The sequence below is a fragment of the Bacillus sp. EA-CB0995 genome (genome assembly GCF_055814245.1).
The window spans coordinates 441,638-462,398 of the sequence record NZ_CP169269.1 but is presented as its reverse complement, the minus strand read 5'-3'; the positions used below and the strand labels follow the sequence as shown (position 1 = coordinate 462,398).

Here is a 20,761-nt window from a genome sequence, read left to right as displayed (position 1 = left end):
ATTTAAATACGATGAGTGGATTATGAAAGCACTCAAATCAAGAGCATTAATTTATTGGCTTGTGCCAAACAATGAACAATGTTGTCCACGCCTCAGTAACATTGTTCAACTTCTCGTACTCGATATCCCGAGTGGCCGATAGGCTCTTGTTCATCTCTTTATAATTACTTCAAATCTTACATTCCAATATTACAAATATAATGATATTATATTATAGGAGAATTTAGGAAATAGGAACTAAATGATAATCAATGGGCAAATATTGCTCAAAACAAAATCAACTTTTGGGGGAAAGCTATGAAAAGAAAGAACGTTTTACTATTTTTAGTAGTCTTTTGTATTTTATCCATGAGTTTTGGTAGTATTCCAGCTAAAGCGAGTGACAACGGGGGAATCAACTCTATCACGGTTGCTAAAAAAATCTCTTAATCCCTAATCCCCAGACTATTACTGTCAGCCTCGACGATAACACTGGAGTTAAGGATATCCTGGTAAACTATAAATCCCCAGATGGATATCACCAGGTAACATTATATAGAAATAACCAAGGAAAATTTGAAGGAGATATCATGTCTTACTTTGCTCCGGCGGGAACTTGGAGTGTTTCTTCTTTAATGGTTAATTATATGAATGGCTCATGGAAAATTTATGAGGATGTTGAAGAAGGCGGGACATATCAATTAGACAATGGCAATTTTACAACTTATTCTTCAGATACCACTGGCCCGGTTTTTAGCAGCATTTCTGTAGATAATACTAGTATATTACCTAGCGGCTCTGTAATAGTTACAGTAAATGCACAAGATGAACTTAGTGATATTCAGAGTGCAATCCTAGAATATAAAGCACCTGATAATGCATACTTCCAATTATCAGCTACGAGTATTGGGAATAATCAATATCAATTAAACTTCCCCTCCTTTTTGATATCTAATCATGGGCAAGGAAAATTTGAGTGTATGTCTATCACTCTTAAAGATACTCATAGTAACACGACATCAATTTTTGACTATGATGATTATCGTACAGGGGATTTAAGCGGTGGAGACTTTACCGTTAGTTCTGGGGATGTGACACCACCTACAAAACCAGTAGTAAATGAAATTACTGACAAGGATACTTCACTAACTGGTCAAGCTGAAGCAGGCGCCAAGTTAGAAGTCAAAGCCAATGAATCTGTGATTGGCACAGGAACAGCAGAAACGGATGGCACATTCACTATAACCCTCCCTATTCAAAAAGCTGGAACGACACTAACTGTAACAGCAACCGATAACGCAGGAAATGTCAGTGAAGCAGCGGAAATAACTGTACAAGACAAGACAGCCCCGGCTACGCCGAAGATAAACGGAATTTCAGATCAGTCGACTGCAGTAACAGGAACAACAGAGGCAAATGCATCAGTAACTGTAAAAGCTGGAACAAATGTGATCGGAAGCGGAACAGCTGACGAATCCGGAAAATTCAGCATTTCAATACCAAAACAAAAAGCTGGTACAACCCTATATGTTACTGCAAAAGACAGCGCAGGAAATGAAAGCACTACAAAAGTGATAACAAGTACAAGTTACTCCCAGTTGAAAGTACAATTAAACGGGAAAGATTTTACACCAGGATATTCCGGAAATGGCACGACGTATGTATATTGGAAGGCATTACAGACACTCAATATCCCTTACACCTATAAAGGTAACGGATTATTCACTATCGATGGTCGTACCGTACAGGGCGTGTACATAAATGGCAGTGGCCCATATATTCAATGGTCTTTGCTTGCGCCTGGAAAACTTCAAGCAGTTAAAATTAGCGGGGGCTATAATTTTGTATATGTGACTCCTGTAAAAATACAATTAAATGGCAAGGATTTTACGCCGGGTTACTTTAAGGACGGCACGACGTATGTATATTGGAAAGCGTTACAGACGTTCAATATCCCTTACACTTATAAAGGTAACGGATTATTCACAATCAACGGCCGTACAGTGCAGGGAGAGTATATAAACGGACAAGGTCCATACATTCGCTGGTCTTTGCTTGCGCCTGGAAAAGTGACGTACACGCGCATTAGCGGCGGTTATAATTTTATTTATAAACCTTAAGCCTAAACTAGAAAATAAGAACAGCCACCCTCTTCATTTCGGATGGCTGTTCTTATTAATCTCATTCGAACTTCAGTGCGATTTCACTTTGCGAAAGTTAAGTATTAAATAAATAATTAACTAACTTTTCACTCGAATCCCCTTGAGAATACTTATTCCACTCCATATTAAAGTTCGCTACAGTTTCTAAATCATATGAGTTTCTTTTAATAACTTGGATTAATTCATCCGTACTGTATACAATTGGCCCTGGAACACTAGTTGTGTAATCTCTGATAATACCTCTCCTCTTTGCATACTTCTTCAAATCATACGGAAAAAATACCATTGGTTTATTTAAAAGGCAGAATTCAAATGGTACAGATGAATAATCTGTTACTAAAATATCTGTTACTAAAAATAAATTATTTATATTTGGATATAGCGAATAATCATATAAAAACCCTTTATATTTTTCCTTATAACGCAAGCTGTTTCTTACAGCTGGATGCAGTTTGATTAAAACAATATAATCTTCTTTTAATGCTTCATACATAGCATCCATGTCTAAACGTAAATTAAAGTCTGCCAACTCTTTATCTCTAAAAGTTGGAGCATACAAAATAACCTTCTTATCCTTTAAAGAAGGATTTATTGATAAAATATTATTTTTAATCTCTCTCTTGCGCTGTTCATAAAAAAACAGGTCCGTTCTCGGAATCCCTGTTTTTAATATCCTATCATCTGATAGCCCGAAAGCTCCCTTATAAATATCAGCCAACGCATCCGAACCTACAATAATCTTGTGAAAATTATCGTAAACACCGAGAAATCGCTTTTGAGCCTTTGGGCTTCTTTTATAAAAAGCAGGTGCTAACATTCCAAATTTTTTAATAGCACCTGCTGCATGCCACAGTTGAATACATTGTACTCCTTTTTGAACTTGACTCCCGCTAGCGACCCAAAATAGTTATCAACAATAACATACTGGGAAGTAGACAAATGATAGGCTGATTGAATGATATGAAGGATATTCTTCGATTCAAATGTATAAGATTTTACATTTGAATAGCTATCCATTTCATATTTACATGTAGGTTTATATAAGAAAATGACTTCATAATCAATTTTTTGACGTTTCATTTCCTCATAAATAAAGGTGTGGTTTTCACCATAAGACATAATAAAAGTAACTTTTCTTTGTATAGGAAATAGCTTCATCACGCTATACAAAAGTTTAAATATGATAAGATATATATCTACCATTAATTCTCTAATCATCTAAGTTTATCTAGCAACAAGCACTAGTTCCTTTTTTATTTTTGTCGTAGAAATCCCTGCTGTACGTGGTAAGTATACAACTTCACAATGATCTTCTAGAAAGTCAAATTCCCTTCCCAATCATCACCCATAACAAATACATCTATATCATGCTTCTTGACATCTTTTACTTTTTGTTCCCAATCCTGCTCCGGAATTACCTCATCCACATAGCGAACCGCTTCTAAAATCGTTTTACGATTTTCATAGCTATGGTAAGATTTTTTACTTTTTAATTTGTTAAATTCATCTGAAGATACCGCCACAATTAAGTAATCACCTAAGGCTTTTGCTCTTTTCAATAAGTTAATATGGCCCCAATGCAACAAATCAAACGTCCCGTACGTAATTATCTTCCTCAAAATTATGTCTCTCCCTTTCCTTTGAATCATTTTTTACAAATAATTACACAAAAATGTCTCTCTTACCCTTGTAAATAATCGATTAACGCAATTCCATTCCATTTATGTAATCCAAAATAATTTCATATAAAATTTATATAAAGTTCACATAAAATTAATATGAAATTCACATGGATTTAACAAAAGTATTATATCATATTTTTTACTAAATTTAGTAAAATGCGGTCATTTTATGTCGTATTTAGATGAAAAAAAGTATCTATATTTTTGATATACCAACGGTTTACCCTCTTTTTCAAACCACAAAAAAATATGAAAAACAATATTTCCTTTACACTTTTTTAACGGCTTTGTATACGAAATCTATCGCAATAAATAGCACAATTATTTATTTTTTAAAAACATCCAAATATTAAAATTTAACGTTTATCAAGCAATATGACTAACCAGAAGGTGGATTGCATGTACTCCTTTCTTCGCAACCTTCTTATTCATGCGTTTCACCTCATTATTAATCTCACACTGCATAATATTGGTATAAAAGCATACAAAAATAAACCCAACTACTGATAGGTAGTTGGGTTTGAAAGGTTATTTCTTCGGTAACTCAAGGTTTTCTCTTAGTTTGTTAGAGATATCTTTGCGTGTTTGATCTGTTACAAAGTAGTACCAAATACCATCTTCAGCCTTGTGACCGTCACCAGGAATTTGAATTTCTTCACTGTTTTGCATACAGTCTTTATAATTTTTTTGAATATCAAACATTTGCTCCTGCGTTAAGCTTGTCTTTACATTCTTTTGAATCGCAGCTAACACATCACCATAATTTGCTAGAGACGATACATTTGCACCTTTTTTAATTACAGCTTGGATAACTTGACGCTGGCGCATTTGACGGCCGAAATCTCCGCGTGGATCTTCGTGGCGCATACGCGTATAGGCTAAAGCTTCATCACCATTTAAATGAATATTCCCTTTCGCAAAATGATGACCACCTTCTGTAAAATCTAAATCATTATTCACATCTACACCGCCAACAGCGTCGACAATATCTTTAAAACCAGCCATATTCACTTCAATGTAATGATCAACTGGAACATCAAGGAAATTTTCAACTGTTTTCACAGCCATATCAACTCCACCAAACGCATACGCATGGTTAATCTTATCTTTCTTCCCTTTACCAATGATTTCTGTATAAGAATCACGTGGAATACTGACAATTTTCATCGACTTTGTCTTTGGATTTAAAGTAAATAACATTAAAGAATCGGAACGGCCAACCTCATCTTCTCGTTGATCACTACCCATTAGTAGAATAGAAATAGGCTTTTGATCTGCTACATCTATTTTTTCTTCACGCTTTTCTGACTTATCACGGTCTAATGGTTTATGAACTGCATCTAATGTACTCGATACATTGGAGTAAATATGATACGCATAAGCTCCTCCTCCAACCACGAGAACACCTATGATACCGAGAATCCAGAATAAAATTTTCTTTTTCATCTCTCTAACCCTCTCTCTATTTATAAACTAATTCTCTATGCTTATACCCACTTGGAAACCGTTTATGCCACAGCCAAGCAGAATGAATCGCCTCGTCAATAGAGCATAACGCTTTCCATCCTAATTCTCGATAGATTTTATTTGCTGATGATACTACTATAGATAAATCAGTTGAACTAGAACTATTATACGATATATTCATCTTTTTACCAGTTATAATTTCGCATTTTTCTATCAATTCCCTGACAGAACATCCAATTTCATTACTTATATTATACCGTTCATTTGTCTTATCATGCTGAAGAAGGCTATGTAAAGCTACTACATGCGCTCTCGCAACATCCATAACATGCAGATACTCCCTTACGAATGTTCCGTCTTCTGTATCATAACTACGATTCACGAAAAAAGGTTGTTCTTCTTGATCTCGTAAATGCAACAAAATTCTCGGTAGAAGATGTGCCTCCTGCTGATTATCTTCACCAATTCCTTCTTCTATATTAGCCCCCACTGCATTATAATAACGCAGCGATATGTAATGTAAATCATATGCCTTATAAAAATCTTCTAACACTTGCTCTATCACTAGGCTAGAATTCCCTTGAAAAATAAAAGGATATGGCATATATACTTCCTTTATTTGATCTTTATAAGACATACTTGAAAAAGGTAACTCAGACGAAAAAATAAAATTGTACACTTGGTGCACCAACATTTTTTTTAATAGTAACCGCACCCCCATTACGTCATACGCCGCAACATGCATAACAGCTTCAATACTATAACGTGAAAACACACGATCTAAGTCGTCAGGATTTCGAAAATCACCTTTTTCAAAAATAGCTCGTTTGTTTACACTTACTCGATGGCCTGTCGATAAATCGTCTAATACAACGACACGATGATGCTGTGAAATGAGTTCTTTCACAATATGACTACCTATGTAACCTGCACCGCCTATTATTAGTATCATGTGTATCACCTAAATAAGCGAAGTCAATAATGACTTCGCTTATCCTCTATTTTAATTACTAATTCAAAAACTTATAAAATAACAGTCTAATACTAGTTCATTTCTAATCTTCAATGTTCTGAATTAGCTCTTTAACCGCTACAATAACATGATTTTGATCTTCCTCGGACATTTTAGTATAAAGAGGCAGACTTACTTCTCTTCCACAATTTTCTAACGTATTCAGATAGTCCTCTTTTTGTAAGTACCCTTCTCAAATAAGGTTGAATATGAAAATGTTATAAAACTAGAGGAATGAGGTACGTTTCAGGAGTGAAACGTTCTTACTTTACCTTATAATACTCCACATACCAATCTGCAAACTTCTGCAAGCCCTCTTCTATAGAAGTTTCTGGTTTAAATCCCACAGCTTCCTGTAATAAGTCAGTCGATGCGTAAGTAGCCGGCACATCTCCTGGCTTGATAGGCTCAAAAATCTTCTCAAATATTACTTCTTTTCCTAATGCTTTACTTAGTGCTTTCTCTAGCGTTTCTATAAATACCATCAGCTTCTCTGGATTGTTGTTTCCGATATTGAATACCTTATGTTGGACATCGTTCACAGGTGGATTACTTAAAAGACGTTCAATTCCTTCAACAATATCGTCTATATAAGTAAAGTCTCGATAAAGGTCATTTTCAAAATCACCATTATTAAATATCTTAATCGGCTCACCAGAAAAATACTTATCGGTAAATCCAAAGTAGGCCATATCCGGGCGACCCATTGGACCATACACTGTAAAGAAACGAAGCCCTGTAGCTGGAATTTTATACAAGTGACTATATGTATGAGCCATCAACTCATTCGACTTCTTAGTAGATGCATAAAGTGATACTGGATGATCTACAAAATCTGTTTCTTCAAAAGGAACCTTTTTATTTGCTCCATAAACAGAACTAGATGACGCATATACAAGATGATCCACCGGATTGTGTCTGCATGCTTCAAGAATATTGTAAAAACCAATGATATTACTTTGAATATATACATCTGGATTTTCTATTGAATACCGCACGCCTGCTTGGGCAGCCAAATTTACAACAATATTAGGCTTGTACTCTTCAAATATGTTTATAATCATTGCCTTGTCAGAAATATCACCCTTGATAAAAGTAAACTTCTCATAAGGTTTGAGCTGCTCCAAACGAGCATATTTAAGGTTCACATCATAGTAATCATTTATATTATCAACACCTATTACTCGGCAACCCTGATCCAATAACTTCTTAGATAAGAAATATCCAATGAAACCTGCTGCACCTGTGATAAGGTATACTTTACTAGTATCTAGAGGTTTGTAATTCAAAGTTCTTCGACTCCTTTATTCCTTCTCTATTTGCAGGCTTTCTTCCAACAGAGTGATATTCTACTCCCGCTTCTTGCATCTCTTCAACACGATAAATATTTCTTCCGTCATATACTAAAGGCGTTCTCATTAACTTCTTATACATTTCAGGTGTTACTGCTTTTACTTCTCCCCATTCAGTAAAAATAAAGCAGACATTAGCACCTTCTAAAGCTTGTTCAATATTAGCAACATACGTGATATTACCTTTGCCATTTTTTCCTTCTAGATACACTCTAGCAAAGTTTTCCGCACCTATTGGATCATATGCATAAATATCTGCACCTTGCTCTAATAATAAAGGAACATTCTCAAGAGATGCCGCTTCCCTTAAATCATCCGTTCCAGGCTTAAAAGTCAATCCTAATACCGCTACTTTAAGACCATTAAAAGTTATGAGTCTTTTGCTAGCTTTTTTATATAACAAAGTCTTTTGGTCTTTGTTCACATCAATAGCAGCCTTAACAGTTTTAAGCTCATAACCATTCTGTCTTGCTAGATACTCCAATGCTTTTGTATCTTTAGGGAAGCATGACCCCCCAAAACCAATACCGGCATTTAAAAACTTACTTCCAATACGTTCATCAAAACTCATACCTCTCGCAACATCCTGAACATCTGCACCGACAAGTTCGCAAAGATTAGCAATATCATTCATGTAGGATATTTTAAGAGCAAGGAAATCATTAGAGGCATACTTAATCATCTCTGCAGATCGTCTATTTACTGAAACGATAGGTAAATGAAATGGCTCATAGATCTTCATCAGCATCTCTTCAGCCCATTTACTTTCTGTACCTATAATAATTCTTTCTGCATGTAACGTATCGTGGACAGCAGAACCTTGTGCCAAAAACTCTGGATTCGATGCTACTTCTACTTTTACATCATTCACTAAAAAATCACGGATAAACTGTTCAACTTTATCATTCGTTCCAACCGGAACTGTAGATTTTACAACGACAAGACAATCCTTTTCTATCGTTTCAGCAATTTGTCTTGCAACGGTTGCAATAAATGAAAGATTTGCAGAACCATCTGGCTGTTCTGGGGTGCCTACACCTATAAAGATTGCATCTGCATCCTTGTAAGCTGATTTGTAATCTGTTGTATAATCAATTCTTCCAGCAGCATAATTCTTCTGCATTAGTTCTTCCAAATTAGCTTCATAGATTGGAGAAACACCAGACTTCATTAATTCTACTTTTTTATCATCAATATCAACACAAGTTACTTGGTGACCAACTTCGGCAAAACATACACCAGCTACTAAACCTACATAGCCTGTTCCTGCTACTGCTATTTTATACATAGTCACGCCTTCCCTTACTCTTTGAATAAACAAAATCGTATTCACCTTGCGACATTCGTTATTCAAAATATTTCCCAACAAGTTATTAGAAGAATTATATAAATTTAATTATTCTCCCCAAACAACCCTCTTCACATAATCAGTGTAGGAAAGTATAATTCTAAGTACTTTATCTGACACATTAGGCATACTATAATCCCCAACCAGTCTTAGTGTATTTCTCTCTTGGGTTTCTAGAATCTCTAATCCTTGCAATATGCGCTCCTCCTTAAGTCCCACCATCATCACTGATGCTTCTTCCATCGCCTCTGGTCTTTCATGAGCTTGTCTTATATTAAGTGCTCTAAATCCAAGAATAGAAGATTCTTCACTAATGGTCCCACTATCACTAAGAACCGCTTTAGACTTCATCTGAAGTTTTACATAATCATTAAACCCTAAAGGTTTTAATGTTTTTACTAATGGATTAAACTCTACTCCTTTGGCATCAATCATATTTTTAGTTCTAGGGTGTGTACTTACAATCACAGGCATATTATACTTTTCTGCAATCGCATTTAAACTATTTACTAAATCTAGAAAATTAGTTTCTGAATTAATGTTTTCTTCTCTGTGAGCTGACACTACAAAATATTTTTCTTCTTCAAGTCCCAATCTTTCTAATACATTTGATTGCTCAATATCATTTTTTCTTGAATTGAGAACTTCAAACATCGGGCTTCCTGTTTTAATAATTCTATCTGCTGGGAAACCTTCTCTAAGAAGATATTCCCTTGCGATATCACTGTAAGTTAAATTAATATCAGCTGTGTGGTCAACAATTTTTCTGTTAGTTTCTTCTGGCACCCTTTGATCAAAGCATCTATTTCCTGCTTCCATATGGAAAATCGGAATATGTCTTCTCTTTGCAGCAATAGCACACAAACAACTATTCGTATCTCCAAGTACTAAAAAGGCATCTGGTTTTACCTCTTCCATAATAGGGTCTATCTTAACTAAGATGTTACCAATAGTTTCTACTGCAGTCCCAGTAGCTGCATTTAAAAAGTAATCTGGTTTTTTTAAATTAAAATCTTTAAAAAACACTTCATTTAATTCATAATCATAATTTTGACCTGTATGAACAAGAATATGTTCTATCGCACATGATTCTTCTAATTTATTAATTACAGCTGATAGTCTAATAATCTCTGGTCTAGTACCAACGACTGTCATGACTTTTAATTTCTTCATGATCTATACCCCCAAGAAGTAAGTATCCGGTTTTTCTGGATCAAAGCATTCATTTGCCCACATTACTGTTACAAGATCATTTTCTCCTACATTCACAATTGAGTGAGTATATCCAGTAGGTATATCTACAACCTGTAACTTTTCTCCACTTACTCTATATTCAATAATATTGTCTGAATCTAGTTTTCTAAATCGAATTAATCCTTCACCACTAACTACTAGAAATTTTTCATTTTTAGTATGGTGCCAATGATTTCCTTTTGTAATTCCTGGCTTTGATACATTTATAGATACTTGTCCTCTTTCGGATGTTCTAATAAACTCTGTAAATGACCCTCTATGATCGCTATTCATTTTAAGATCATAAGAGAACTTGTCTTCTGGTAAAAAGCTTAAATAAGTACTATACAGCTTCTTAGTTAGGGAATCTTCCATATTTGGAATACTTAAATTTGTTCTGCTTTCTTTAAAGCTTTTTATAAGATTAGCTAACTCTCCAAGTTTAATTGTATGTGTTACAGGCACAACACAGTAATCATCCTGCATAGTCGGACTATACTCTAGAGCTCTAAAAAACTCCTCCAGTACATCATCTATATAACAAAGATTAAGTTCTACATCTGGATCGTTTATTTGGATATCCAAACCTCTAGCTATATTGTGACAAAATGTAGCTACTACAGTATTATAGTTAGGTTTACTCCACTTACCAAATAAGTTTGGGAGCCTGTATATATAAACTTTTGCATCGGTCTCTTTGTAGTAATCGAATAATAGCTCCTCTCCTGCCTTTTTACTTCTTCCATAAGGGTTATCCTTTTCTGCCTGAATGGATGAGGTAATAAGTACAGGAGCTCTATTTTCATGTTTCTTTAATAGTTCTAGTAACTGAGACGTAAATCCAACATTACCTTCCATAAATTCATTTTCATCTTTTGGTCTATTTACACCAGCTAAATGAAATACAAAATCACATTCTTTTGTATATTTTTCAAGCAACATAGGATCACTTTCTCTAGTAAACTCAAAGATATTGTTATATCCTCTATTTCTGAGCTCAGCGACAAGATTTTTTCCTAGAAAACCTTTTGCACCTGTAACAAGAATATTCATGAATTAATCCCCACCTTTAGTTCATTACGTGAATATTTTTATTCCATTCCTCAAGCTCTTTTTGAACATAATCTAACTCAAGCAGTGTTTCTTTAATTTGTTCTATAGTAAGGATTTGTGTGTTATCCGAATTATATTCTTCTACAGTAGTGAGTTTTTGATCTCCCTCTGCAAAATACTTATCATAGTTAAGATCTCGTTGATCGGCAGGCACTCTAAAGAAACCACCTAAATCTTCTGCAACTACGTATTCTTCTTTAGTAAGAAGTGTTTCATAGCGTTTTTCCCCATGACGCGTTCCAATTACTTTAATTTCATTATCAACATTAAACAGTTCCTTTATAGCTTGAGCAAGATCACCAATGGTACTTGCAGGAGATTTTTGAACCATAATATCCCCTACCTCAGCATTTTGGAAAGCAAATACAACTAACTCAACTGCCTCTTCTAAGCTCATAAGAAATCTTGTCATATTAGGATCTGTTACTGTTAAGGGTTGTCCAGTTTTAATCTGTTCAATAAATAACGGGATAACTGATCCACGTGAAGCCATTACATTACCATATCTTGTGCCACAAATAAGCGTTCTATCTGGAGATACAGTTTTTGACTTTGCAACAAAAACTTTTTCCATCATTGCTTTTGAAATTCCCATTGCATTAATTGGATAAGCTGCTTTGTCCGTAGATAAACAAATCACTTTTTTAACACCATATTCGATAGCAGCGGTGAGTACATTGTCTGTTCCTAAAACATTAGTTTTCACAGCTTCTAATGGGAAAAACTCACACGATGGAACTTGTTTTAATGCAGCAGCATGGAAGATATAATCAACACCATGCATAGCATTTTTAACACTTGCTAAATCCCGTACATCCCCAAGGTAAAATTTTAGTTTATCATTTTTATAAAGCTTTCTCATATCATCTTGCTTTTTTCATCACGTGAGAAAATACGGATTTCTTTTATATCAGTATCTAGAAATCTTTTCATAACTGCATTTCCGAATGAACCTGTACCACCTGTTATTAATAGTGTTTTATTTTTAAACATTCTAATCGTCACCTTCCACCATTAATCTAAATATTTTTATAATTCAAATAATATCGCTGAAGTTTGTAATATAAAATATAACCTATTTTATATTGCAATATTGTTATTTAGATATTTTAAACATTTAAATTATACTTTTTTAGTAAATATTCTTTTTTTCTTCATTATTCATATGTTTAGTGAAGTCAGCTGTGGATCTATGTTTTTCATAATATTCATCAAGCGATTTAACTACTTTTGCTGGAATACCTGCTGCTATACTGTTAGATGGAATATCTTTTGTAACGATAGCACCTACTCCAATAACAACATTATCCCCTATTGTTACTCCGGGCATAATTACAGTATTAACTCCAATATGAACATTGTTACCCACTTTAATTTGTCCAAATGCATCTGCATTTTCCAACATACCATTATTTCTTAGAACCCACATACCTCCATCGTGAGTTATAAAACTTACACCTTGTGTTATCCTTACATTATTTCCTATCTCAATTAAATATGGTTCACTACCGAAGGTAACACCCCTATAGACTTCACATCCTTTACCTATTCGGATTCCCTCTCTTTTAATTAACTCCGCACGCTTTACTGGGGTTGCTAACAATAATTTCAGAAATTTAAAAACTTTGTTTATTTTCATTCTTCTACCCCTTCTATTCTTTTACTTACCCCATCCAAGTCCTATACCTTCTCGAATCCCTTAGCAAGTCTCCTTGAGATGGATGGATGCTCAAGGTGGTTGAAAGTTTTTTTACAATGACAAATAATAATCGTAGAATCTATAATACAATTAAGAGCTTATTGTTTTTTAAGGTTGGTTTTGATGTTTCGTATCATAAAATTTATACAAGATCCTACACGTTGGGTTATGCCTAACCAACAGAGAGTGGTATATCCATGTTTCGTTATCTTTTTTACTCTTGATAGATCTAAAACTATTTGCATGTATAGATAACCCCGCTCGATTAACTAACTATTCTGGATTATTTACATAACAAGGATTTACTTTTAATAATCTATTTTTAAATAATATTATACAAAACAACATAAGCTAAATATTCATTTAACTTATGTATTAAAGATTAATAAAAACATCATCTAAAAACGATTTTGTCTTTTCAATATAATTTTCATAATGAAATATTTTTGATTCAAAACATGTTTTTTTCATCGTTTTAATTTCATCTTTTGTCATAGACAAAACTTGTTTTAAGGTTTTTTCCATATCTTCTATTTCCAGAAAAAAACCATTTTCTCCCTCAGTAAAAAAATTTTCTAAGTCACTTGTCCTAGTAGTAATAACCGGTGTACCACAACTCATACTTTCTACAAATTTTGTCGGAAATCCGGCATTAGTCATTCTATTTTTTCTCTGATAAAAATTGCAAAATCAGCCATCTTAACTCGTTTAATTATTTCTGCATGGGATAAGCGTCCATGAAAATTGACTCTATTATCAAGTTTTTTTAGAATTAACTCATGTTCCTCATAATCGTTAATATACTGTTCTTTTGTAATTCCAACAATATCAAAGGTATAATTAGAGTAATCTGTTAACTTGTCTAAACATTCAATTACATAATTAATTTTATCCTTATCTCTCCCAGGACTCCCCGCATAAATAAAATGAATTTTATCATCATTATACTGTTTTATATCTATGTTCCATTTTTCCTCTTTTAAGTCGACCAGTGCTGGTATGTGGATAATATTTTTACTGTGTTTGTAATAGTTTTCAAGATACTTACTAATTACAATAAGTCCATCCAACCTTTTGTGAATTATTCTCATCCGTAAAAAAGAATCGAATCCTTTAATAATTTTTGTAGCTATATTATTTTTCTTTACACTATACCATTCCGTAATATCAGCAATTACTTTAATATTTCTTTTCTTACAGAATCTATTAACTTTGTATAATGGTAAGGACATATAGTTGTAGCATATTACAGCCTTTACGTTATCATAACTATTGATTACTTTAACAATAGAATCAATATTTTTATAATAGTAACTCCATTGTTTGAAAGATTTTGGATAAGGAATTGACCAATTTTCAAACCCTTGTATATATTTTGGGGTGTCATAAATGCTATCCTCATTTGATATACTTGTATCAATATCAATAAAGACCACCTTATAATTTAGTTCTCTTAATATCTTAGCATTACTTAAAACACGATGCGCAGCAGCATTTTTATCAGGAAGTTGAAATCCACCTACATAAATTACCGTTCCGTTATTATCCATAAATATACCTCACAAATTTATAAATTCTTAAAAGCTAAATTCCCTTTTAAAATTCCAACTATTTTCATAAAAATGGAACAGATAATTAATCTTTAAAATTATACTTCTTAGCTTTCAATAACCATATTCCAAATATTACGAGAGTCGCTATTGAAGAACCCCGTTGAACAAAAAGCTGATTATTGGCCGTTAAATATAGATACATAATGTTCAATGTTGAAAGCATTAAAAATGAAATAGGGTTATTATATTCCACCGCCTGCTTCCAACTTTTACCGTACATATATGCAATACATCCCATAAATATCAATGCACCAATAAAGGTAAAATCACTAGCTAACCAAGGGAAAATTGTATTCCAATTTCCAAGACCATCGTAACCGAAGTGTTCTTCCATTCTTCCTAAATATGTTGTAGAATACATATCCGGAACAGATGGTATTATTTGAGAAACGATATTGTTAATTCCACGAGCACTACCCAAAAAATATGACCATTCAAATGGCAGTTGTAAGCAAAGCGATAAACCATACCATCCCATAGTCGGATAAACTAAAAAATATGCTATTTGATACTCCATGTCATCAGGAAATAAAGATATTAAGGGGTTATCAAGATCAATTGTAATAAAACTTCCAATATGAGTTGATTGTGTTCTCCCCCATAATTCTAATCTATTCATAACTATACTTGAAAAGAATAAAGTAGCAATAACACCTATGGCTACTATTAAAATAATATTTCTCGCACTAAATACTTTGTTACCCTTTTTTATTTGAAGTACTAACGCTGCGCTCATACAATAAACGATTATATCCAAAAATGGCTTCTGATCACCTAAATAAAATACCGTATATATTAATGTTAATAATACATTTATTATCATAACAACTTTAATTGTTTTTTTCGTTTTTTTCCATTCGTATAAAACTCCACAAATTGATATAACGTATAAAAATGTTGTAAATGTATCTATTTTTCTAAATATATTAATTTCTTTAAAATCACCTAAACTCTTCTTAGTATATGTGTCTGCCATAGTATTAACAAGGTTATTAAAATCAGGCATTCCATACAGTTTAATGCTATTAAGTAATAGCATAGCTTTGACCACCAGAACTATAAGAGTTATAGTGGCTATTCTCCTTCGAAAAACTGTCATTCTCTCTTCCGCATTTTTATTATTAAACGTTGTTTTTGAGTTTACACCCATCATCATTCCAAACCATGTAATTAATAGAAAGGCAATCACATATGTAAAAACCAACATTTTACTATAGTTTTGATATTGTAAGGGGCCCCAAAAAGATATAAAAAGTGTAATCAATGTAAATAATAAAATAAATATGAACGGTCCCCATCTGTAACTTATGTTTCTTTTATTTAAGGTTTTCACAATTTACCCACTCCTGAGAGTCTTTTTAAATATATTACATATCCCGTCAGCATACTTAATAAATAAACTAAACCTGAAATGACGTAAGAATACACCAAACCTTCTACTTGAAAGGTTGGTACTAGTATTGATGCTGAAATCAGTATAGAAATACCTGTAAGGATGGCTCCATTCATAAGTATCTTTCCATAACCCTTAGCTCCCAAAAAGCGATTAATAAAATCACCCAGGCCTAAACAGATTCCATATATCGCTAAGACTTTCACGTATAAAACTGCTTGTATATAATCAATGGAAAAAATACTAGTAAACCAAGTATCAATTATTATGTAAAAAAGAAAATATGACACTACACTAAGGCCAATTACAAATGAAAATAACTTAAAAGATATTTTTTTCCTCGTAACGTTAGATTTGTATAAAACAGTACCAAAAGTAGCTGCAAGCATTTGGAACGGCACTACAAAACTAAAAGCTAATGCAAATAGACCATATTCCTTCATTCCAATAAAACTTCCACTGATTAATCCTACCAGTTGTCCAATGACAACTCCAAATATTGACCCAATGTACACCTTAAATCCAAAGTGCTTATTTTCTTCTTTTAAAGCTGAAAAACTTTCAGAAATACTTACATAGGTAGGCTTGCACATATACATCCTATATATAATTGCAATACCATTAATAACAACATATGGAACAAGCAACGCCAAGGTATCTGTCTGTTCAAAAATATATATTTGAATGATTATGGTTATAAATAATAGTGTTTGAGGTATTAGATTGAATGTAGCAAGTGAAATTATTCTATTCTGTCCAGTTAAAATTGTTTGAACAGTTAGCTGCATCGTAGTTAAAAATATAAAAGGAGTTAAATAAACTACGTACCATGTTACATTTATTATTCCACTCTTATTTAAACCCGACATTATAGGCATAGAAATCACCACATAAATTAAAGCAAAGATTGCAGTAACTAAAAATCCATAACCACTAATTTTACTTTGTTCAGTTTCTTGACTTTTTGCCGCAATACGCCCAACTGAGTTAGCATATCCAAAATGGATTAACCCAGGTATCATTAATAAGTAATTCACAACAAAACGATACTCTCCAAATACATTTGAATCTAATTTCTTTGTTGCCACAATATTAATTAAAAAACTTAATATGAGAATCAAAAAATTAGAAATCAATTGAGCGCTTGTTTGATAAGCATACTTTTTTATGTTGGTGTTTTTTATTAAATTATTTAATGCAACCCCAAAATTTGATTTCAACTTATTTCCCCTTCTTTTTTGATTTCTCAATTATATTTATCCACTGCTCTACCACAACATCCATGGAAAATTTTTCTGATGTCTTTCTCGCACTCTGTGAAATCTTGTTTCTAGTTTGAGGATCAGATGCCAATGATTTCATTGCTTTTATAAGTTCTTTTTCTGATCCTATAGGCACTATTAGTCCATTAATCCCATTTTGAATAACCTCGTTTGAACCAGCACAATCAGTTGAGATACAAGGTAAACCCATCATCATTGCCTCTAATAAAGCATTTGATAAACCTTCATAATTAGAAGAGAGCACAAACAATTCTGCATCTGATATTTTTTCATGGATGTTGGGTACATTACCAGGCAAAAACACAGAATTTGCAAGTCCTAATTCTATAATTAGTTTAGTTAATTTGTCCTTTAGTTCACCTTCTCCATATATATATAATTCATATTCTGGAAAATCCTCATGCACTTTTTTAAACGATCGAATTAACAATTCATGGTTTTTTTGCTCTAACAAACGACCAACAGCTACTATCTTTTTCTCTTTTGTGTTCAAGGCTTTTACAGTTATATTAATTGGATTTGGTATAATTACACTGTTTTTTTGTATTCTTGCAGAAAAGCAGGATTGTGCCCATTTTGTTTGAAAGACTACACTGTCAGCCAAAGGATATAGTAGATTTGTTGCAAGTCGTACAATCCTAGATCTCCCATCTGCTCTAGGATCGTTTCGTTCAGATACAATTATTCTTTGATTTAATCCCATACAAGAAAGTATAGTAATAATATTAATACGTGCAATAAATGAAACAATTCTATCTGGCTTCTTTTCAATGACATATTTCCGAATACCAGACACCCAATTTGGCAATTGCATAATTCTAGATTTACCTTCTTGACATAGTGGCTTTACATTAATATTACTATTTAACTCGTAATCATTACTAGTATCAAGCAGAGTTAGAATATCTACTTCCCACCCTCTTTCAGCGTAGCTATTTGCTAAAATAGATATCACCCGCTCTGCTCCACCTCTTCTCATGCTACCTATTAAGAATGCAATTCGTTTACTGTCGCTTTTATTAACCATTTGTTAAAACCTCTTCATATATCTTATTCATCTCTAACTTTACATTTTCAATATCAAAACGCTTAATTGTTTCAAGGTTACATAGCCCCATAGTTCTTCGTAACTCCCCATCAGCAGCAAGCGCTTTAATAGCTTCTGAGAGTCCATTAATATCTTCAGGACTGCATAGATATCCACCTTTTCCATCTTCCAACAGATCAACATTACCTCTTACCTTTGAACAAATACATGGTAGCCCAGAAGCCATAGCTTCCATCATGGAGCGCGGTAAGCCTTCTTGATAAGTTGTAAATAAAAATGCATCAGAAATAGCTAATAATCCCTTAATATCTGATCTAAATCCTAAGAAATGAATTTGATTCTCTACCCCTAACTGCCTCGCTAATTGTTGAAGCGACTCTAACTCCGGTCCTTCTCCACATATTAAAAATTGCAGTTTACGGTTATTTGCTTTAGCAATCGCCTTAATTGAAGTAGAAAAATTCTTTCTAGCTATCAAATCACCCATAGCTATTAAAACAATGTCATCCTCTTTTAATCCGAGAGAGAGTCTTAAACCTTCTTTATCAACCATATCAAATTGATAACTTTTTGTATCTACACCGACCCCAGGAATATAGTAGACACGCCCACCTTTACGAAGTCTAAATTTTTGAGCAGCTTTATAATCTTCTTGATTCATCGTAATTATTGCATCTGTGTAATGTGCCATCCACATTTCAGCCCACTTTATTACTGTTCTATTAATAAGCGATGCTCCCTCATAAAAATGAAAACCATGTGCAGTATAAATTACTTTGGGTACTTTTGCTAACTTCCCACATAACCGACCTACTAATCCACCTATTGGGGTATTGCAGTGAATAACTTGAATTTTTTCTCTTTTCAAAACCCTCATCAGATTTCTAAAAGCTACAAAATTACTTTTAATATCAACCAAACTTCTATAAGTACTTGAATTATAAAATTTTATATTATAATCACATTCCAGTTCTTCTGCATTAATTCTATTTACACCCATGTACACTTCGTAATCCAAATTCATTGCAGCCTCAATACAGGGTAAACTTACATTTGTTAATTTAACTTTCTCTCTGCTTATCTGCTGTTCATACGTAGGTTTTGTACTGTTAGAAATAAAAAGATATTTTTTCACTATTAACTTCCCACCCATACTAGCTGTTATCAAATTCTATAAAAATTTTATCAATTGCTTTTTCACAAATCTCAATTGCACTCCTAGTGTCATTAGACTGAGCTATAACATATCCAATCCTATCAACACTACTGTCAATTTCTCCTACAACGTCTCCATTTTTTTATAAAAATGTACTTCTTTAATTTCAGGTATTTCCTTAACCTCTTGCTCACCATTAATTTTTAAAATTCTACCTTTTTGGGTATTAAAGTAACGTATTGCTGCCCCCATAGATATTTGCTTATGAATCTTCGGTTTATCCCCTAAGGCAATTTGAATACAGGCTTCTACCATATCGACTCCTGTCGCAAATGGAACTAAATGTGTTGTAATATTATCTCCACCTAATCGAGCACCTAATTCTACAACTTTAGGACCCTCTTTGGTAATAATGATTTCTGTATGAGACGGGCCATTGTTTATTCCTACAGCTGTTATTGCATCGGATACAACTTTTTCAATTTGCAACTTTGTTTCAATAGACAATTGCGATGGTATAGAATGCCCCATTTCAACAAATTTGGGTGCTCCTGTTGTCACTTTGTCCGTTATTGCAACGATATGAGTGTTACCATCAAAGGTTAAAGTCTCTACACTCACTTCTGCTCCTTCCATAAATTCCTCAACAACAATCTCACCACTACGCGAATATTGCTTACTATACTCAAAGGCATAATTAATCATTTGTTCATTGCTTATATCTTCAACTAAGAATACACCTCTACTCCCTGAATTATCAGAAGGTTTCACTATAAACTTACTTGTAAAATATTGAACAGCATGAGTATATTCATCCCGAGTAACTACCTTAAAAAACATTGGTACAGGAACACTGTGCTGTTTCAATATTGATCGCATGGAAGCTTTATTAGTTACATTAATAGCCGTTTCTTTACTGATTCCAACTATATTTAATTCTTCTGAAACAGCTGCTACAGTCCTCATAGGCATATCACTCGCAAGAGTCATAACTCCATCTATTTTACACCTTTTAGCTGCTTCAATAACTTTGGGTATGTCTATCGTACTAATATTAAGACAAACATCTGAGTATTTAAACCCAACAGCATCCGCATCCATATCAACAGCTATTACTTCCAACCCCATATCTTTTGCTTTTAATATGGCAGGGAGTTGTAATATACTTGCTCCTAGAATCATTATTTTTTTATTTTTCATATTAACAACTCCTCTTAAAAA

At 33.4% G+C, this 20,761-nt stretch carries 18 protein-coding genes and 2 pseudogenes; 1 reads left to right on the top strand and 19 read right to left on the bottom strand.

Annotated features, from left to right (window positions below):
• Nucleotides 1-569 precede the first annotated feature (569 nt).
• Complete coding sequence (locus tag ACEWFJ_RS02500) at nucleotides 570-2,099, top strand: Ig-like domain-containing protein (protein ID WP_473690224.1); 1,530 nt, start codon at nucleotides 570-572, stop codon at nucleotides 2,097-2,099.
• Between the two features lie 97 nt (nucleotides 2,100-2,196).
• Here ACEWFJ_RS02500 and ACEWFJ_RS02495 read toward each other — a convergent pair whose 3' ends face one another.
• The 19 genes and pseudogenes from ACEWFJ_RS02495 to ACEWFJ_RS02405 all read right to left on the bottom strand — a co-directional run bounded on the left by ACEWFJ_RS02495 (nucleotide 2,197) and on the right by ACEWFJ_RS02405 (nucleotide 20,740).
• Complete coding sequence (locus ACEWFJ_RS02495; protein ID WP_473690222.1) at nucleotides 2,197-2,958, bottom strand: CDP-glycerol glycerophosphotransferase family protein; 762 nt, start codon at nucleotides 2,956-2,958, stop codon at nucleotides 2,197-2,199.
• Nucleotides 2,952-3,221 (bottom strand): hypothetical protein, encoded by a 270-nt coding sequence (locus ACEWFJ_RS02490; RefSeq protein ID WP_473690220.1) that lies wholly within the window; start codon nucleotides 3,219-3,221, stop codon nucleotides 2,952-2,954. The genes ACEWFJ_RS02495 and ACEWFJ_RS02490 overlap by 7 nt, the downstream gene beginning before the upstream one ends.
• Before the next feature lie 144 nt (nucleotides 3,222-3,365).
• Nucleotides 3,366-3,760, bottom strand: a pseudogene (tagD, locus tag ACEWFJ_RS02485) (glycerol-3-phosphate cytidylyltransferase).
• Nucleotides 3,761-4,351: 591 nt separating this feature from the next.
• On the bottom strand, nucleotides 4,352-5,269 hold the full coding sequence (gene tagU, locus ACEWFJ_RS02480) for a polyisoprenyl-teichoic acid--peptidoglycan teichoic acid transferase TagU (protein ID WP_473690218.1): 918 nt from the start codon (nucleotides 5,267-5,269) through the stop codon (nucleotides 4,352-4,354).
• A 16-nt stretch (nucleotides 5,270-5,285) separates the two neighbouring features.
• On the bottom strand, nucleotides 5,286-6,242 hold the full coding sequence (locus tag ACEWFJ_RS02475; protein WP_473690216.1) for an NAD-dependent epimerase/dehydratase family protein: 957 nt from the start codon (nucleotides 6,240-6,242) through the stop codon (nucleotides 5,286-5,288).
• A 323-nt stretch (nucleotides 6,243-6,565) separates the two neighbouring features.
• On the bottom strand, nucleotides 6,566-7,591 hold the full coding sequence (locus tag ACEWFJ_RS02470) for a GDP-mannose 4,6-dehydratase (RefSeq protein WP_473690214.1): 1,026 nt from the start codon (nucleotides 7,589-7,591) through the stop codon (nucleotides 6,566-6,568).
• Nucleotides 7,566-8,942 carry a UDP-glucose dehydrogenase family protein gene (locus ACEWFJ_RS02465; protein WP_473690212.1) on the bottom strand — a complete coding sequence of 459 codons (1,377 nt, stop codon included), beginning with the start codon at nucleotides 8,940-8,942 and terminating at the stop codon, nucleotides 7,566-7,568. The genes ACEWFJ_RS02470 and ACEWFJ_RS02465 overlap by 26 nt, the downstream gene beginning before the upstream one ends.
• Nucleotides 8,943-9,050: 108 nt before the next feature.
• Nucleotides 9,051-10,175 (bottom strand): non-hydrolyzing UDP-N-acetylglucosamine 2-epimerase, encoded by a 1,125-nt coding sequence (gene wecB / locus ACEWFJ_RS02460; RefSeq protein WP_473690210.1) that lies wholly within the window; start codon nucleotides 10,173-10,175, stop codon nucleotides 9,051-9,053.
• A gap of 3 nt (nucleotides 10,176-10,178) precedes the next feature.
• Nucleotides 10,179-11,288 carry a capsular polysaccharide biosynthesis protein CapF gene (locus ACEWFJ_RS02455; RefSeq protein WP_473690208.1) on the bottom strand — a complete coding sequence of 370 codons (1,110 nt, stop codon included), beginning with the start codon at nucleotides 11,286-11,288 and terminating at the stop codon, nucleotides 10,179-10,181.
• Between the two features lie 16 nt (nucleotides 11,289-11,304).
• A pseudogene (locus ACEWFJ_RS02450) lies at nucleotides 11,305-12,341 on the bottom strand (polysaccharide biosynthesis protein).
• 139 nt (nucleotides 12,342-12,480) lie between these two features.
• On the bottom strand, nucleotides 12,481-12,987 hold the full coding sequence (locus ACEWFJ_RS02445) for an acyltransferase (RefSeq protein ID WP_473690206.1): 507 nt from the start codon (nucleotides 12,985-12,987) through the stop codon (nucleotides 12,481-12,483).
• Nucleotides 12,988-13,422: 435 nt separating this feature from the next.
• On the bottom strand, nucleotides 13,423-13,707 hold the full coding sequence (locus ACEWFJ_RS02440) for a glycosyltransferase (protein ID WP_473690204.1): 285 nt from the start codon (nucleotides 13,705-13,707) through the stop codon (nucleotides 13,423-13,425).
• The gene (locus ACEWFJ_RS02435) at nucleotides 13,704-14,597 is read right to left on the bottom strand and encodes a glycosyltransferase family protein (protein WP_473690202.1); all 894 of its coding nucleotides are present in this window, start codon (nucleotides 14,595-14,597) and stop codon (nucleotides 13,704-13,706) included. Before ACEWFJ_RS02435 ends, ACEWFJ_RS02440 begins: the two co-directional genes overlap by 4 nt.
• Before the next feature lie 85 nt (nucleotides 14,598-14,682).
• On the bottom strand, nucleotides 14,683-15,993 hold the full coding sequence (locus ACEWFJ_RS02430; protein WP_473690200.1) for a hypothetical protein: 1,311 nt from the start codon (nucleotides 15,991-15,993) through the stop codon (nucleotides 14,683-14,685).
• Nucleotides 15,990-17,273: a lipopolysaccharide biosynthesis protein gene (locus ACEWFJ_RS02425; protein WP_473690198.1), complete on the bottom strand. Its 1,284-nt coding sequence runs from the start codon at nucleotides 17,271-17,273 to the stop codon at nucleotides 15,990-15,992. The genes ACEWFJ_RS02430 and ACEWFJ_RS02425 overlap by 4 nt, the downstream gene beginning before the upstream one ends.
• Before the next feature lies 1 nt (nucleotide 17,274).
• Nucleotides 17,275-18,363 (bottom strand): glycosyltransferase family 4 protein, encoded by a 1,089-nt coding sequence (locus ACEWFJ_RS02420; RefSeq protein WP_473690196.1) that lies wholly within the window; start codon nucleotides 18,361-18,363, stop codon nucleotides 17,275-17,277.
• Nucleotides 18,356-19,519: a glycosyltransferase family 4 protein gene (locus ACEWFJ_RS02415; protein ID WP_473690194.1), complete on the bottom strand. Its 1,164-nt coding sequence runs from the start codon at nucleotides 19,517-19,519 to the stop codon at nucleotides 18,356-18,358. The genes ACEWFJ_RS02420 and ACEWFJ_RS02415 overlap by 8 nt, the downstream gene beginning before the upstream one ends.
• A 19-nt stretch (nucleotides 19,520-19,538) precedes the next feature.
• The gene (locus tag ACEWFJ_RS02410; protein WP_473692316.1) at nucleotides 19,539-19,625 is read right to left on the bottom strand and encodes a hypothetical protein; all 87 of its coding nucleotides are present in this window, start codon (nucleotides 19,623-19,625) and stop codon (nucleotides 19,539-19,541) included.
• A gap of 38 nt (nucleotides 19,626-19,663) precedes the next feature.
• Nucleotides 19,664-20,740, bottom strand: a complete 1,077-nt coding sequence (locus ACEWFJ_RS02405; protein ID WP_473690192.1) for an ATP-grasp domain-containing protein — start codon at nucleotides 20,738-20,740, stop codon at nucleotides 19,664-19,666.
• Nucleotides 20,741-20,761: the final 21 nt, after the last annotated feature.